The sequence below is a fragment of the Rhodococcus sp. PvP016 genome, assembly GCF_017832185.1.
GTDB lineage: Bacteria > Actinomycetota > Actinomycetes > Mycobacteriales > Mycobacteriaceae > Rhodococcoides.
On record NZ_JAFIBH010000001.1, the window covers coordinates 2,233,108 to 2,247,727 of the forward strand.

Sequence of the window (14,620 nt, forward strand, 5' to 3'; positions counted from 1 at the left end):
CCAGGAGGTCACCATGGCAGTCCGCGACACCGATGCACCCGCGGAGAAGGGTCTGGCGCGAACGGCTCAGGCACTGGCCCGCGGCACCGAGAAGTGGTTCCCCGACGCCTACATCTTCGCGCTGGTCGGCGTGCTCGTGGTGGCGCTCGCCGCGTTCGCGAACGGATCGTCGCCGCAGAACGTGGTCGACGCGTTCGGCAACGGGTTCTGGGACCTGACGGCGTTCACTCTGCAGATGGCCATGGTGGTGCTCACCGGGTACGTCGTGGCGACGTCGCCACCGGTGGCGCGGCTGATCACGAGACTGGCCGCGCTGCCGAACAACCCACGCACGGCGGTCAGCTTCGTCGCCCTCATGTCGTGCTCGGTGTCGTTCCTGAACTGGGGGCTCAGCCTCGTCTTCGGTGGACTGCTCGCCCGTGCCATCGCCCGGCGACGCGATCTGAGCGTGGACTACCGGGCGCTCGGCGCCGCGGCCTTCATGGGCTTGGGCGCGGTGTGGGCACTGGGCATGTCGTCGTCCGCGGCGCAGCTCCAGGCCACCGCGAGCTCGCTCCCGCCGGCCCTGCTCCGCATCACGGGAGTCCTGGACTTCGGCACCACCATCTTCACGTGGCAGTCACTGGTCATGTGCGTGATCATCATCGTGCTCACCGTGATCATCGCGCACTTCTCCGCGCCCACCGGTGCGGCGATCACGACCGCCGAGGCCTTGAAGGTCGACCTCGACGACACGATCGCCGAGCCGCCGACGCGTACCCGTCCTGGCGAGTGGCTCGAGTACAGCCGCGTCCTGCCGATCCTCGCCGGGGCGATGACGCTGGGATGGCTGGTGTCGCAACTTCTCTCGAAGCCGGTGCTGTCGGTGGTGAGCAGCCTCAACGGCTATCTGCTGGTGTTCCTGATGTTGGGACTCGTGCTGCACGGCACACCGCGCCGGTTCCTCGATGCCGTCGCCAGGGCCGTGCCCGCCACGGCGGGCATTCTGGTGCAGTTTCCGCTGTACGCCGCGATGGCCGCGATTCTGACCAAATCCGAAGGGCGGGGCGGGGTCACGGTGTCCGAGCACCTGGCCACGTTCTTCACCGAGGTCGGCGGCGGCGGAGCCTTCGCGGTGGTCATCGCCGTCTACACCGTGATCCTGGGACTCTTCGTACCGTCGGGCGGAGGCAAGTGGTTGGTCGAGGCGCCGTACGTCATGCAGTCCGCCACCGACGTGCAGATGAACCTCGGCTGGACGGTGCAGATCTACAACGTGGCCGAGGCACTGCCCAACCTGATCAACCCGTTCTTCATGCTGCCGTTGCTCGCCGTCCTGGGTCTGCGGGCACGCGATCTCATCGGATTCACGTTCCTGCAGTTCCTCTTCCACTTCCCGGTGGTGCTGCTGCTCGTCTGGCTGCTCGGGACGACGTTCACCTTCGAGCCGCCGGTCATCCCCGCTTAGCCGTTGCGGAGGGGCGCGGCGCACCGAGTCGTAAGCTGATCGCCATGTCGGAGATCCTGGTGACCGTGTCGGAGTTGTCCGCAGCGCTGACGTCGCCGCACCCGCCAGTGCTGCTCGACGTCAGGTGGGCACTCGGTGATCCCGACAACCACCAGCACTATCTCGACGCACACATCCCCGGCGCAGTCTTCGTCGACCTGAGCTCGGAACTCGCCGGTGACGGGGAGCCCACGGACGGGCGACACCCCTTGCCCGCACTCGACGATCTGCAGAAGGATGCGCGGCGATGGGGCATCGACACCGATTCGTCCGTCGTCGTCTATGACGCCACCGGCAACATGGCTGCGGCTCGGGCGTGGTGGCTGCTGCGTTGGGCGGGCGTCGAGACCGTGCGCATGCTCGACGGTGGACTCGGCGCGTGGCAGGCGGCCGAACTACCCACGCGGTCGGGCGAGGAGACCGCGCCGCGGGCTGGAGACGTGACGCTCTCCGAGGGCAATCTGCCGACGGTGACGGCAGACGATGCCGCCACATTCCCCGGTCGTCTTCTCGACGCACGTGCGGGGGAGCGGTACCGCGGGGAGGTCGAGCCCGTCGATTCCCGTGCCGGCCACATTCCCGGCGCCGTCAGTGCGCCGACGTCGGACAACGTGACCGTCGACGGGACCTTCGCTGCGCCTGATGTTCTCCGAGATCGGTTCACGACCATGGGTATTCGGCCCGGTGACAAGGTGGCCGTCTACTGCGGTTCCGGTGTGACCGCGGCGCACGAGATCGCAGCGCTCGCACTCGCCGGGATCGATGCGGCCCTGTTCCCGGGATCGTGGTCCGCGTGGTCGTCGGATCCCGCGCGACCGGTCGAGACGGGAGCGGGCGACTTCTGAACGGCCCGCGATAGGCTGGCCTCGAGCAGGCCCCTATAGCCCAATTGGCAGAGGCAGAGGACTTAAAATCCTTGTGTTCCGGGTTCGAGTCCCGGTGGGGGCACCGACACCGTGCTTCCGTCTTCTCGGCACTGCGCTCGTGGTGTTTACCGGCCCTCCCGCCGGGTATCGACCTCGTCCAGCGCGGTCGATGCTCCGAGCCGCGCGCTCGTTCCCGGCCGCGCGACGGCCGAAGACCAGGCATCGGCCCGACTGTTCCACGACTCGTCCGGTGTCGGAAAGGGAGAACGCCATGGTGTCGAGAGCAGACGACATGGACCGAACGGCCGACGTGAACGACGTGGTGGCGATCGTGCAGAAACGACGCGCCGCCGTACGGGAGAACGCCCCCGCAGATGAGGTGTTCAGACTGATGGCACTCGAGCGTCTGCTCGCCGAGCGTCGTCGAACGAGCGGTGGGCAGCCCGCGACGCTGAGTGATGCGTCATGACCGGGGACATCCGCGCCGAGGTGGACCAGGTGTTCGAGGCCCGGCCGTCGCGGGGATCGATGGACATCCCGGTCGACCTCATCCCATTGCTCAGCGCCCACTTCGCCTCGCACCGCGACAGAGTGCTCGCGTGCGGTGACACCTGGCGCGCCGCGCGAGCGGAGCGCGTGCTCGACGAGTTGGCGAATGCCTTCACCGTCGGTGTGGCCCGATCGGACACCGGGGACGCGGCGATCGACGAGGCGTGAGGACTCGGTGAAATTCTGTCCGGGACGCACTCCGACGACGGGGCACGTCCGGGGAGGCTCGCCGAGGCGTCGGCGTGCTGGTCGAGCGGGTTGACGTCTCGCCGCGTCGGGTACGCCGGTGGCATGGCAGAACGCACTGGTCCGGATGTCGTCGTGTTCGACGTGGTCGGCACACTCGCCGATCTCGGCATCGTCCGTGACAGGTTCACCGCGGTGGCGCCGTCGTCGTCGTTCGACGGATGGTTCGCGCACCTGTTGCGTGACGGCATGGCGCTGACCCTGTCCGGTGCATACGAGCCGTTCGCCGTCGTGGCATCGTCCGCTCTACGGGCGTACACACGAGGATCCGTCCCCGACGCCGACATCGAGCACGTCGTGGGAGGGTTCGCCGAGACGACACCGCACCCGGACGTCGTCGCGGCACTCGACGCCGCTGTCGCCAGTGGTGCGCGAGTGTTCACCCTGTCCAACGGAAGCGCGGATTCGACAGCAGGATTCCTCGACCGGGCGGGTGTGTCCGATCGCGTCGAACAAGTGCTCAGCATCGACGACGTCCGCGCGTGGAAGCCGGCAGCGGCGCCGTACGAGCTGGCGGTGTCGAGCGCCGGGGTCCCGGCGGACCGGTGCGCGATGGTGGCGGTGCACTCCTGGGATCTTCAGGGAGCGGGACGCGCAGGAATGCGCACCGGATGGTGCCGCCGCGAGGAGAAGGTGCCCAGTGCCGCTTTCCGCGAGGCGGACGTCTCGGCGCAGACGCTCGACGGTGTGGTGCGCGCACTGTTCGACTCGACCGACGAGTGACGAGTCCGCGGATCACCGGCCGCGTCGCCGGCGGATGACGATCCCGACCCACACACCCGCAGCAGCTCCGATCACGGCGCCGGATCCGACGGTGAACAGCCATTGCCAGTCGACGACGAACAGCGGCTCGCGCCCGGAGACGAACGCGTAGTTCACCCGCTTCGGGGGCACGAGAATCGAATACAGCACTGTGGCCGTGAGCGCCCCGATCGCTGCGCCGAGGCATGCCGTCAGGAGTTTCATCTGTCGTTCCTCTCGGTGGGTGCCAGAACAACACGCCGGCCGCGCTGAGCGAATCCGGTGCACTCAGCCGCGTACAGCGCGGACTGCTGCACCGGATCCCACTTGCCCATCGACCGCGGGGCCACCGCGCCGGACTCGTCACTGGTCGGACCACACCATCGTCGTGATGCAGAACGGGTGTCCGGCCGGATCGAGGAGAACAGCCCACCGAGAATCGAACTGCGGTTCGGACTGTCGCGCGCCACAGGTTTCCGCGTACCGCACCGCACCGGCCAGATCGTTGCCCGCGTCGATGTCCAGATGCACCACGGCGGTTCCGGGCCACTCGGGCGGTATGTACTCCTCGACCTTCTGTGCCACCACGACGAGTCCCTCATCGGTGCGCATCCCGCACGCCTGGTCGTCGCGCCAGAGTCGACGACCACCGAGAAGGGCCAGATAGAACCGAACGAGTTCTTCCGGATCCGCACAATCCAGGGAGATGCCCGCGGTGCGTAACGGCCCGCTCGTCGTCGGGGTGGGTGCCTCACCGCGCGCTCGCTCCACGACATATCGCCGTTCGATGCCCGCCGTCCGTGTGCCCCACTCACTCGACGTGACTCGGTCCTGATGTCGCGCGAAGGCGGCCTCGTCGGCGAAGTACTCGTCCACCAGCCACACGAGGGGATCACCGCTCTGGTGGACGTCGAAGGACACGCAGCCGGGTTCGGCCCGCGTCAGCTCGACATGACGGGGCAGGCATTCCGACACGACGGCCAGCTCGGCATCGTCCCGACAGACCAGCTGACCGCTGAGGTGGACGTACGGGCTCATGCGTGGCTCCTCGTCGACGTGCCGATGAAGGGTGTACGACGACCATCCTCTCCTGCGGGCGCTGAAATCCCGGTGTTCGCGCACCCATCCTTGCGAGCCGCACGGGTGTTGCTCGGCGTGGTTGCGTGCGCGGGCCGAGAAACAGTGCGGGAACCCAGCCCGCGGGTCACCGGGCGGCGCGGTCCACGGGCTCGAACCCCTACAGTCGACAGGTGCTCGAATCCCGCGACCACCTCGACCCGCCACCGCGACGCATCCTGATCGGGGCGCCGGCGGGTGCCGGGAAGACCACGCTGGCGCGAGAGATCGAGAACCGCACGGGTCTGCCGCACACCGAGATCGATGCGCTCTTCCACGGACCGGGGTGGACTGTGCGACCGCGCTTCCACGCCGAAGTCGACGCGTTCACGGCCCGCGAGCGGTGGGTGACCGAATGGCAGTACACGACGCAACTGGGCCCGCTGTTGCCGGAGCGCGCCGACACTCTGGTGTGGCTCGACCTTCCCGTTCACGTGCACATGGTGCGGCTCGTCCGTCGTACGCTCCATCGCCGCCGACATCGAGTTCCGTTGTGGAACGGCAACATCGAGCCGCCGCTGGGGACGATCCTCACCGACCCGGAACACATCGTCCGGTGGGGCTGGAATGGCAGAAAGAAGATGCGCGGGCGCGTGGTCGACGCAGTGAGTGCGTACCCGCATCTTCGAGTCGTCCGATTGCGATCGAGCCGCGAGGCGATGCTCTGGGTGCGGGGTCTGCCGAGAGCTCAGGTCTGACCCGTCGGCACCGAGTGACTCACCCGCACCGCCCGGACCTTCCCGCACCCCTCGTCGCGTTCTGCACGCGTGTTGCTCCGCGAGGTCGCGTGCGGGAACCGAGAAAGGGTGCGGGCGAACATGGTTCACCGGTGTCAGGGCAGCGTGTGCCCTGCAGCGCGGAAGAGGTGGTACCACTGCTCCCGGCTCAGAACCACGTCCGAGCCGGCGGCAGCTTCCCGCACGCGGCCGGGGTTGGTGCTTCCGAGCACCACCTGAATGTTCGCCGGGTGCCGGGTGATCCACGCGGTGGCGATCGCGGTGGGCGTGGTGCCGAATTCGGAGGCGAGCTCGCGGAGCGCATCGTCCAGTTCTGGGTAGTTCTCGCGATCCCCGAGGAAGACGCCGTCCGACGTTCCCTTCTGGAACGGTGACCACGCCTGCAGAGTGATGCCGTTCAGTCGCGCGTGGTCGAGCAACCCGTTGTCGCGGTCGACCGACTGCTCGAGTCCGGCGATGTTCGCCGCGAGACCGGCAGCCACGAGCGGTGCATGCGTGATGCTCAGCTGGACCTGGTTCACGATCAGGGGCTGTCGCACCTCGGTCTTCAGCACCTCGATCTGTCCGGGAGTGTGGTTGGAGACGCCGAAGTGTCGTACCTTGCCCGCCGCGTGCAGCGTGTCGAAGGCAGCCGCGACCTCGGCCGGCTCCACGAGGGTGTCCGGCCGATGCAGCAACAGGACGTCGAGGTGATCGGTGCGCAAGGCGGCGAGAGACTCGTCGACGGTGGTCAGGATGTGCTCGGACGAGAAGTCGTAGAAGCCTTCTCGGATGCCCACCTTGCTCTGGATGACGACGTCGTCTCGATCCGACGCGAACGTCACTGCGTCACCGAACCTGCGCTCGCAGGCATGACGCTCGCTGCCGTAGATGTCCGCGTGGTCGAAGACCGACACCCCCGCATCGCGCGCGGTGCCGACGAGGGTTCGGATCTCCTCGTCGCTCAGCGTCTCGATGCGCATGAGGCCGAGCACGATGCTGGACGCGCGGAGATCGGTGCCGGGAAGCTCGTAGGTCTTCATCTGCACCTGACTACCCGCCGCGAACCTCCGGGCGCAACCGCATCGTCAGATGCGCCCGCCCGGCATCGCGCCACCGGGCCCCGCGACGGCCCGCGTCTTCGGTAGCGGCGTTTCCTGTGAACGACCTGCGTAACGATCCCGCACCGATGTGACTCCTGGTGCAGATGAGACAGATGGGACTGGGAGACTGCATCGGTGACGACCCTCCGACGCAGGCGACTGTCCGGCCTACCGATGGTGCTTCTCGCCGTGGCGAGCCTGCTCGTCGCCGCGCCGGCGAGCAGTACTGCCGCTCCGGCGGAATGGACCTACACGATGGTCGCGTTCAGCAATGCCAGCGACCGTGACCTCGACGTGTATCGGTCGACGGACGGGACCACGTTCACGTCGGAGCGCACGTCCGCCTTCCGGCCGCCGTCGGGACTCGTGCGTGACCCCAGCATCTTTCGCCACACCGACGGGTCCTACCGCCTGACCTACACCACGGCCGACGGTGCGAACATCGGCTTCGCTCGCAGCCCGGACCGGGTGAACTGGACGTTCACGGGCACGCAACCGGTACCGTTCTGCTGCGCGTTCATGCCCGGCACCGGGGACGGCAAGGGCCCACGCATCCCGTTCTTCTCCGAGTCGGCGGGCTTCGCGGACGGACCGTCCCTGTCGCCGTTCGTCACCAAGGCCTGGGCTCCGGAATGGTTCGTCGACGGTGACCGTGTGCACGTCGTCCTGTCGTTGTCGACGGGCGGCGGCTTCGTGCCCTACCTGATGACGGCACTCGACGACGCTCTGAGTTCGTGGAGCATTCCGGTGCCGCTCGACGGGATCGGAGCCGACCACATCGACACGACGATCGTGAAGGTCGGGTCCACCTATCACGCGTTCACCAAGAACGAGACGAAGAAGTTCGTCGAGCATGCCGTCGCGCCGACCGTGCTCGGGCCCTACCGCTTCGTCGCCCCCGGCGCGTGGGGTTCCATGGTCGAGGGTCCGGCTCTGGTCCAGCTGCCGAACGACGTGTGGCGCATCTACCTCGATGCCTACACCGACGGAAAGTACTTGTACTCGGACAGCACGGACGGTCTCACCACGTGGTCACCGGTGCAAGAACTGCCCGGGGTGTCCGGAACCGCGCGGCACTTCGGTGTGATGCGAGAGCCGGCGTGATGTCGGCCGCTCGTCGCTGACGACATGGGACGAGTCGTCGCCGCGGGACTCACCGGTGTCCTGCTCGGTCTGCTGCCGGGGGTGCTGTGGATCGCGTCCGCCTTCGTCGGTCTGCCGCCCGACGCGTCCGTCGCGTTCCCCGTGGACGGGTTGCTCGTCCTCTACGGGGGGAGCGTTGCGGCGGCATATGTTCTCGCACTCCTCGCAGTGTTCCTGACGCTGCGGCTGACCTCCGATCCTCTGGTCCGGCGCACGACGGCGGCGGTGGCAGTGGCGCTTCCCCTCGGTGCGGTGGTCGCGACGGTGGCCGCACTGGGAGCAGGCTTGCTGTTCTCCTTCGACGCGTCCGCGACCATGTGGTCCGCCGTGACGATCGTCGTCGTGCTCGTCCTCGCGGGAACCTTCGCCGGCGCGCGACGCTGGGCGCACGCCGACCGGTGAAGGCCGCGCGGACCCAGCGTCGTCAGGGCTTGCCGCGTGCCGGAGCGACGTGTGGTCGGTGGGGGAGTGCTCTGAACCTACGGGCGACTCCCCGCGAAGTGTCGGACACTTCCGGTGCGGCCTACCCGAGCTGTCACGCCACAAACGAGGGTGATCATGGGCGTGTCAGCGATTCCCGTTCCCGTTCCCATTCCCGTTGTTGCCGTTGCCGTTCCCGGAGTTGCCGTTGCCCGCGTTGCCGTTGCCCGCGTTGCCGTTCCCGTTGTTGCCGTTGCCCGCGTTGCCGTTGCCCGCGTTGCCGTTCCCGGAGTTACCGTTCCCGGGTGCTGCGGGTGGCGGAACGACGGGTGCGGGAGCAGCCGTCGTCGTCTCGACGACCGGTGGCGCGACCTCCGGGACCGTCTCGGGTACCGGGGCGGGGGTGGCCGTCGTTTCCGGCGCCGTCTCGACCACCACGGACGTGCTCGACAAGGGCGGCTCCGTCGTCGGTTCACCGTCCGACCCCGCCCCGCGGATCGCGAGCACCGTGACGAGCGCCGCGCAGATTCCCAGCGCGGCGAGTACCCACGGCACGGCGGATCGACGACCGGACTCGGCTGCGGACGGCGCCGCCACCGGGGTCGCGAGAACTGCGGTATCGGTGTCCTCGGTGGGGGTGTCCAGCCGGCGAGCCACGTCGGCGGCGGTCGGGCGCGCGGTCGGCGTCCGGGAGGTCATGTCGGTCAGCAGTGACACCCATGCCGGACCGAGCTCGGCGGGGATCACCGGGTCGCGATGCAGACGGGCTATCGCGGCGGCGATCGCGCTGCCTTCGAACACCATTCGTCCCGTCAGGCACTCGGTCAGGACCAGGCCCAGCGAGTAGACGTCGGAAGCCGGCCCTATCGGCTCGCCCGTCGCCTGCTCCGGGCTGAGGTAGTGCGCCGTCCCGACGGCGGTGCCGTGCTCGGTCATCGGGTCGGAGTCGACGATGCGCGCGATGCCGAAGTCGGTGAGCTTTGCTCGCAGTCCCGCGTCGTCGTCGCGGGTGATCAGGATGTTGGCAGGCTTGACGTCGCGGTGGACGATGCCCGACGCGTGGATGTGGGCCAGTGCCTGCGCCACCTGGTGGCCGATCTGCCGGACCACCTCGGGCGGCAGGGCGCCGCCCGCGCGGAACGTGGACAGCGTGGTGCCGTCCACGAACTCCATCACCAGGTAGGGCCCGTCGTAGCCGACGACGTCGGACTCGGCGCCGGCGTCGTGGAGCGTGACCAGGCCGGGGTGGGTCAGCGACGCGAGGGTGCGCATCTCGCTGTCGATGCGTCGACGGTCGTGCGGTGTGTGGTCGTCGCTGCGGAACAACTTCACAGCCACGGCCCGGCCCAGCGTCCGATCGGTCGCCCGGAACACGTCCGAGACACCACCGCGGCCCAGGACAGGTCCGAGCAGATAGCGACCGGCGACGATGCGGGGTGGGCCCGCCTGCGGTGCGGCCACCTGCTCAGCCATTGATCGCACCTGTCGACGGGTTCACCATGGGCATTGATCCTAGGGCGGGCCGGCCATTGATCACACGGAGCGGCGATGTCCGACTCGAACGACACTCGAGGCACACTGTGTGGCCGGGTGGGGACGTCGGAACAGTGGTGGATCGGGAAGGACACGTGGTGGACGCACCCCCTCTTCTTCCCGGCCCGATCGACACCGTCTTTCAGCCCATCGTCGATCTGCGGAATCGCTCGATCGTCGGTTACGAGGCTTTGACGAGGCCGGCGTCCGGGGGCTCACCCGAGGAGTTGTTCGCCGAGGCCGAGCGCCGGGGTGTGACCGCCGAGTTCGATTGGCTCTGTCGCGTGTCCGCAGTGCGCGGGGCAGCGGCGGCAGGGCTGCCGAGTGAGCTGGCGTTGTTCGTGAATTCCGAACCCGCCGCCCTGGACGCCCCACCGCCGGAATTCGCGCGCGCCGCGCTGGCGGACGCCGCCGAGCAGTCCATCGTCGTGGAGATCACCGAGCGTGACCTGATGGCGGATCCGGCCGGAATCCTGCGCGCGGTCGCGCACGCCCGAGACCTCGGGTGGCGTATCGCCGTCGACGACGTGGGGGCGGACTCGTCGAGCCTCGCGCTGCTGGCGTTGTTGCGACCGGACGTCGTCAAGCTCGAGATGCGCCTGATCCAGCAACCGTCCACGCCCGAGACTATCGCGCTCCTGGCCGCGGTGGCAGCGGAGACCGCGCGAACGGGTTCCGTCGTCGTCGCCGAAGGTATCGAGAATGCTGCGCACGAGGCCCGCGCCCGCGAGCTCGGTGCCTCGTGGGGGCAGGGGTGGTACTTCGGCGTCCCCGGCCCGCTGCCACGTTTCGACGCCGCGCCGCGTCGACCGCATCCAGGGCTTGCCGGCCCCGCTGTGACGGTGCGTGCCCCGGTGGCCGTGACGCCGTTCGGGCTCACCCACGGCCGCGGTACCGCGGTGCGGACCACCCCGGCCGCGCTGGCCGACTGGAGGAGGATCTGCTCCGTCGTGCCCTGGAGTGTGGGCCGACGTCGCTGGTGCTCGTCACAGTCCCGGAGCCGGAGACGATGGCCGGGACTCGGCGGCAGCTGCTCGATGGGCTGTCCGAACGTAGTGCTCTGACCGTGCTGTTCACCGCGGGAGACGCGCGATCATGGGCCGGCCACCATCGCGTCGTCGTGATCGGACAGAGCGAGCCGCTGGCGAGAGAACACTCGATCGTGGTGGTGGACCCGGAATTCGCCGCGGCGCTGACCGCGGTGCCGTGCACCGCGGACGGGGAGCCGTGTGTGGAGTATCGACTCACCCGCGACCGCGATCAGGTGCTCGACGCGGCAACGCTGCTTCTGCACCGAGTGCCGCCGCGCTGAGCGAACCCCGGGCTACATCTGCACGCCGGCGATCTTCTCCACGCCGCCCTGGCCGTCGAAGGCGAGTTGACGGAAGGCCACCTTCTCGATGAAGAAGCGGTCGTGGCTCACGACGACGACGGCCCCGGGGAACGCCGTCAGGGCACGTTCGAGGACCTGGGCGCTGGGGAGGTCGAGGTGGTTGGTCGGCTCGTCCAGCACGATGACGCCGGCTCCGAACAGCAGGCACTGCGCCAACGCGACGCGTGCCTGTTGACCTCCGGACAGTGTTCCGATGCGCTGCTTCTGTTCGGCATCGGAGAACTGCAGCAGAGCGAGGAAGCGTGCCACGTCCTTCCGGGTCGCCGTCAGTGCCAGGCTGTCCGGCATCGCGTTGACCGCGTGCGTGACGGTGTCGGCCGGATCGAGGTTCGCGAGCACCGTGTTGTAGTGAATGAACGCGGGCGCCTTGACCTTCCACTTCACCGTTCCGGAGTCGGCTGGTGCGAGACCGGTCAGCACGTCGAGGAGCGTGGACTTCCCGCAGCCGTTGGGTCCGGTGATCGCGATGCGGTCGCCCCGATGGATCTCGAAGGAGAGATCCGCGAACAGAGGATCGCCGCCGTGCCCCTTCGTGACACCGTCGACGACGCAGAGGTCGTCGTGCACGTGCAGTCCGCCGTAGATCGACGTGATGATCTGATCGACCGGGCGAGGGGTCTTGCTCTTCTTGATCGACGCCAGTCGCCGCTTCAGTACGCCGCTCGGATTCTTCGCGGCTTCTTTCCGGTCGGTGATCGCGTCCTGTTCGTAGGCCAGGAGTTGCTGCTCGGTGCTGAATTCCTTCTCGAGGTTCTTCAGTCGAATTTGTTTCTGCTGCACGTACTCCGAGTAGCTGCCGTCGTAGGTGTGCAACCGGTTGTTCTCGATCTCGACGATGGTGGTCACCACCTGCTCGAGGAAATGGCGATCATGGGAGACGAGGAGCAGAGCGCCGCGGAAGTCACGGAGCCACCGCTCGAGCCACGTGATCCCGGCGACGTCGAGGAAGTTGGTCGGCTCGTCCAGAAGGAGGACATCGGGCGATTTCAGGACGATGCGGGCCAACGCGGCTCGGTTGCGCCAACCACCGGACAGCTTGTCCACCGGCAGTTCTCGACGCTCGGCGTCGAAACCGAGCATCGACAGGGCGGTGTCGATCTGCTGATGGTACGTCCATCCACCGCCGACCTCCATCTGCTCGAGCAGCTCGGCCTGCCGGTCGACGAGGCGGTACATCTCCTTCTCGTCGATGTCGCCTCCGAGCGCCGTCTCGACCTCGGCCAGTTCGCTCTCCACCGCCCTGATGTCCCCGAAGAGCGACTCCAGCTCGGCGGTGATGCTGCGATCGCCGTCGAGCTCGGAGAACTGGGAGAAGTAACCGACCCGAGCACCCTCGGTGACGTCCACCGTGCCGGAGTCCGGCGCCACGCGCCCTAGGAGCAGCTGCAGGAGTGTCGTCTTCCCCGAGCCGTTGCGGCCGGTCAGGCCCACCCGGTCGCCGTCGGAGATACGGAAGAACACCTCGCGGAGAACGACTTTCTGCTCGTAGCCGGCGGTGACGTCGTTCATGCGAATCCAGCTCATCGCGACGACGCTACCGGCAGCCGCCGTCGATCAGGCGACGGGACGGGTGGCCACGATCTTTCCGCGGTTGCCGCCGGCGGACATCGCCGACAGCGCCTCGGGGATCTCGTCGAAGGTGATGGTGCGGCCGACGACGGGACGGAGCGCCCCGTTCTCGATCAGCGCGGCGATCTCGCGCAGCTGACCGCCGTCCGGGTGCATGAACAGGAACTCGTACGACACATCGGCTTTCGCCGCCCGTCGACGAATCTTCCGGCTGATCACGGCGATGGCCGTGCGGACGACGATGTTCAGGCCGGCGTCGGAGGCGAAGGCGGGATCCGGCGGGCCGGTGATCCCGATGGCCTTGCCGCCCCGCTTCAGCACGCGGAGCGACTTCTCGAGTGTCTCACCGCCGACGCTGTCGAGCACGAGGTCGACGCCGGACAGGGTGTCGAGATCGTCGGTGTGGTAATCGATCACGACGTCGGCGCCCAGTTCCCGCAGGAAGTCCGCGTTGCGGGCACTGGCCGTGGTCACCACGGTCGCTCCCAGATGTTTCGCGAGCTGAATGGCGATGGTGCCCACACCACCGGACCCCGCATGGATCAGCACCGTCTGACCGGCCTGCAGACCGCCTCGCTCGACCAACGCCTGCCACGCGGTCAGCGCGACGAGGGGCAACGATCCGGCCTCGGCCATGCTGATGCCGGCCGGTTTCGGTGCCACGTCGGACTCGGGAACGGCGATGCGCTCGGCGAAGGTGCCGATGTGTTCGGTCGGTGGCCGCGACCAGACCTCGTCCCCCGGGGCGAAGGACCGCACTGCCGAGCCGACCGCGAGAACGGTGCCGGCGACGTCGTGGCCGAGTGTGCGGGGAAGGGTGTACGGGAGTATCTGCCTGAACTCGCCAACGATCGGCTCCGGAACATCCCGTTCGACGAGAGGGTCCTTGTGGCGGGTGAGGACGAGTGCGCGCATCGTGAGTCTCCTGAGTTCTTGTGTCGGTCGAATCAGACTGTGGTGGGGCGGGATCCGGGGTACAGGGCATCGAGTGGTCCGGCCAGTGCCGCCTTGGTGCCGACGGTCGACTCGTCGGCCAGCACCTCCGTCTCACCCGCCTCGACTCCGTCCAGAACGGCCGCGACGAGCTGCTCGGTCGTCAACTTCGGCCCGTCGGCGCCCGCCGCCATCGCGGTGTCGACGTACCCCATGTGCACACCGGTGACGAGCACGCCGTGGGGCGCCAGTTCGAGACGTAGGGAATTGGTGGCCGCCCAGAGCGCCGCCGTGGACACGCTGTACGCGCCACCGAAGTGGTACCAGCTGGCGACCGAGTGCACGTCGATCAACACGCCCTCGCCGTGGGCGATCAGTGCCGGCGCGAACGCTCGCGCCACGAGAAGGGGACCGAAGAAGTTCACCTCCATGGTGGCGCGGATGTCGGCGACCTCGACGTCGAGCAGGCTGGCGCCGGGCGGAAGTGCGCCCGCGTTGTTGATCAGCACCGTGACGTCCGCGGCCTGTGCGGCGGCGGCCTCGACGGACGCGGGGTCGGTCACGTCCAGGGTGAGGGGAACGATGCGGTCGTCGTCCCAGTCGCGCGGCGTCCGGGCGCAGGCGTAGACCTTGGCGGCGCCGCGGGCGAGGGCATCGTGGACGAACTGCGTGCCGATGCCACCGTTGGCTCCGGTGACAAGGACGACGGATCCGGCGAGTGAGGTCATGACGCGCTCGATTCTGTGACGGACAAATATGACTGCACTCATAACCGAGCGTGGTCATGTTTTGTTCCGCGATGCGGT

General features: G+C 68.2%; 17 protein-coding genes and 1 tRNA gene. 11 read left to right on the top strand and 7 right to left on the bottom strand.

Translation table 11 applies throughout. The features are described 5' to 3' along the window. Window positions 1–13 precede the first annotated feature (13 nt). From JOE30_RS10460 to JOE30_RS10485, 6 genes are all read left to right on the top strand, one after another. Window positions 14–1,447, top strand: coding sequence for a short-chain fatty acid transporter (locus JOE30_RS10460; RefSeq protein ID WP_204866526.1), 1,434 nt, complete (start codon window positions 14–16; stop codon window positions 1,445–1,447). 44 nt (window positions 1,448–1,491) lie between these two features. Continuing rightward, window positions 1,492–2,331, top strand: coding sequence for a sulfurtransferase (locus tag JOE30_RS10465; protein ID WP_239532341.1), 840 nt, complete (start codon window positions 1,492–1,494; stop codon window positions 2,329–2,331). Window positions 2,332–2,360: 29 nt separating this feature from the next. Then, window positions 2,361–2,434: transfer RNA gene (locus JOE30_RS10470), tRNA-Leu, on the top strand. 189 nt (window positions 2,435–2,623) lie between these two features. Further along, window positions 2,624–2,821, top strand: coding sequence for a hypothetical protein (locus JOE30_RS10475; RefSeq protein ID WP_204866527.1), 198 nt, complete (start codon window positions 2,624–2,626; stop codon window positions 2,819–2,821). Beyond that, window positions 2,818–3,069: a hypothetical protein gene (locus JOE30_RS10480; RefSeq protein WP_204866528.1), complete on the top strand. Its 252-nt coding sequence runs from the start codon at window positions 2,818–2,820 to the stop codon at window positions 3,067–3,069. Before JOE30_RS10475 ends, JOE30_RS10480 begins: the two co-directional genes overlap by 4 nt. Window positions 3,070–3,192: 123 nt before the next feature. Continuing rightward, a complete protein-coding gene (locus tag JOE30_RS10485) occupies window positions 3,193–3,870 on the top strand; it encodes a haloacid dehalogenase type II (protein WP_239532342.1) in 678 nt (225 codons plus the stop codon). Between the two features lie 12 nt (window positions 3,871–3,882). Here JOE30_RS10485 and JOE30_RS10490 read toward each other — a convergent pair whose 3' ends face one another. Together JOE30_RS10490 and JOE30_RS21295 are read right to left on the bottom strand one after the other, a co-directional pair. Then, on the bottom strand, window positions 3,883–4,113 hold the full coding sequence (locus tag JOE30_RS10490; protein WP_204866531.1) for a hypothetical protein: 231 nt from the start codon (window positions 4,111–4,113) through the stop codon (window positions 3,883–3,885). A 138-nt stretch (window positions 4,114–4,251) separates the two neighbouring features. Beyond that, window positions 4,252–4,926 carry a VOC family protein gene (locus JOE30_RS21295; protein ID WP_239532343.1) on the bottom strand — a complete coding sequence of 225 codons (675 nt, stop codon included), beginning with the start codon at window positions 4,924–4,926 and terminating at the stop codon, window positions 4,252–4,254. A 212-nt stretch (window positions 4,927–5,138) separates the two neighbouring features. On the opposite strand from JOE30_RS21295, the gene JOE30_RS10505 reads away from it, so the two are divergent. Further along, a complete protein-coding gene (locus JOE30_RS10505) occupies window positions 5,139–5,702 on the top strand; it encodes an AAA family ATPase (protein ID WP_204866533.1) in 564 nt (187 codons plus the stop codon). 134 nt (window positions 5,703–5,836) lie between these two features. On the opposite strand, the gene JOE30_RS10510 is transcribed toward JOE30_RS10505, so the two are convergent. Continuing rightward, window positions 5,837–6,763, bottom strand: coding sequence for an aldo/keto reductase family oxidoreductase (locus JOE30_RS10510; protein WP_204866535.1), 927 nt, complete (start codon window positions 6,761–6,763; stop codon window positions 5,837–5,839). Window positions 6,764–6,997: 234 nt separating this feature from the next. Between JOE30_RS10510 and JOE30_RS10515 the strand changes: the two genes are divergently transcribed. Beyond that, on the top strand, window positions 6,998–7,927 hold the full coding sequence (locus JOE30_RS10515; RefSeq protein WP_204870252.1) for a glycoside hydrolase family 43 protein: 930 nt from the start codon (window positions 6,998–7,000) through the stop codon (window positions 7,925–7,927). Between the two features lie 24 nt (window positions 7,928–7,951). Next, a complete protein-coding gene (locus tag JOE30_RS10520; RefSeq protein WP_204866537.1) occupies window positions 7,952–8,368 on the top strand; it encodes a hypothetical protein in 417 nt (138 codons plus the stop codon). Between the two features lie 165 nt (window positions 8,369–8,533). On the opposite strand, the gene JOE30_RS10525 is transcribed toward JOE30_RS10520, so the two are convergent. Further along, the gene (locus tag JOE30_RS10525; RefSeq protein ID WP_204866539.1) at window positions 8,534–9,859 is read right to left on the bottom strand and encodes a serine/threonine-protein kinase; all 1,326 of its coding nucleotides are present in this window, start codon (window positions 9,857–9,859) and stop codon (window positions 8,534–8,536) included. A 158-nt stretch (window positions 9,860–10,017) separates the two neighbouring features. On the opposite strand from JOE30_RS10525, the gene JOE30_RS10530 reads away from it, so the two are divergent. Together JOE30_RS10530 and JOE30_RS10535 are read left to right on the top strand one after the other, a co-directional pair. Beyond that, window positions 10,018–10,983, top strand: coding sequence for an EAL domain-containing protein (locus JOE30_RS10530; RefSeq protein ID WP_204866541.1), 966 nt, complete (start codon window positions 10,018–10,020; stop codon window positions 10,981–10,983). A 2-nt stretch (window positions 10,984–10,985) separates the two neighbouring features. After that, entirely contained in the window at window positions 10,986–11,231 is a 246-nt protein-coding gene (locus JOE30_RS10535) for a hypothetical protein (RefSeq protein WP_204866543.1), read from the top strand. A gap of 12 nt (window positions 11,232–11,243) precedes the next feature. Here JOE30_RS10535 and JOE30_RS10540 read toward each other — a convergent pair whose 3' ends face one another. Genes JOE30_RS10540 through JOE30_RS10550 form a run of 3 tightly spaced genes read right to left on the bottom strand, consistent with a single transcriptional unit; the run spans window position 11,244 to window position 14,542 of the window. Then, window positions 11,244–12,836, bottom strand: coding sequence for an ABC-F family ATP-binding cassette domain-containing protein (locus JOE30_RS10540; protein ID WP_239532345.1), 1,593 nt, complete (start codon window positions 12,834–12,836; stop codon window positions 11,244–11,246). A gap of 30 nt (window positions 12,837–12,866) precedes the next feature. Beyond that, complete coding sequence (locus JOE30_RS10545) at window positions 12,867–13,796, bottom strand: NADP-dependent oxidoreductase (protein WP_204866546.1); 930 nt, start codon at window positions 13,794–13,796, stop codon at window positions 12,867–12,869. A 32-nt stretch (window positions 13,797–13,828) separates the two neighbouring features. Then, window positions 13,829–14,542: an SDR family oxidoreductase gene (locus tag JOE30_RS10550; protein ID WP_204866548.1), complete on the bottom strand. Its 714-nt coding sequence runs from the start codon at window positions 14,540–14,542 to the stop codon at window positions 13,829–13,831. Between the last annotated feature and the right edge of the window lie 78 nt (window positions 14,543–14,620).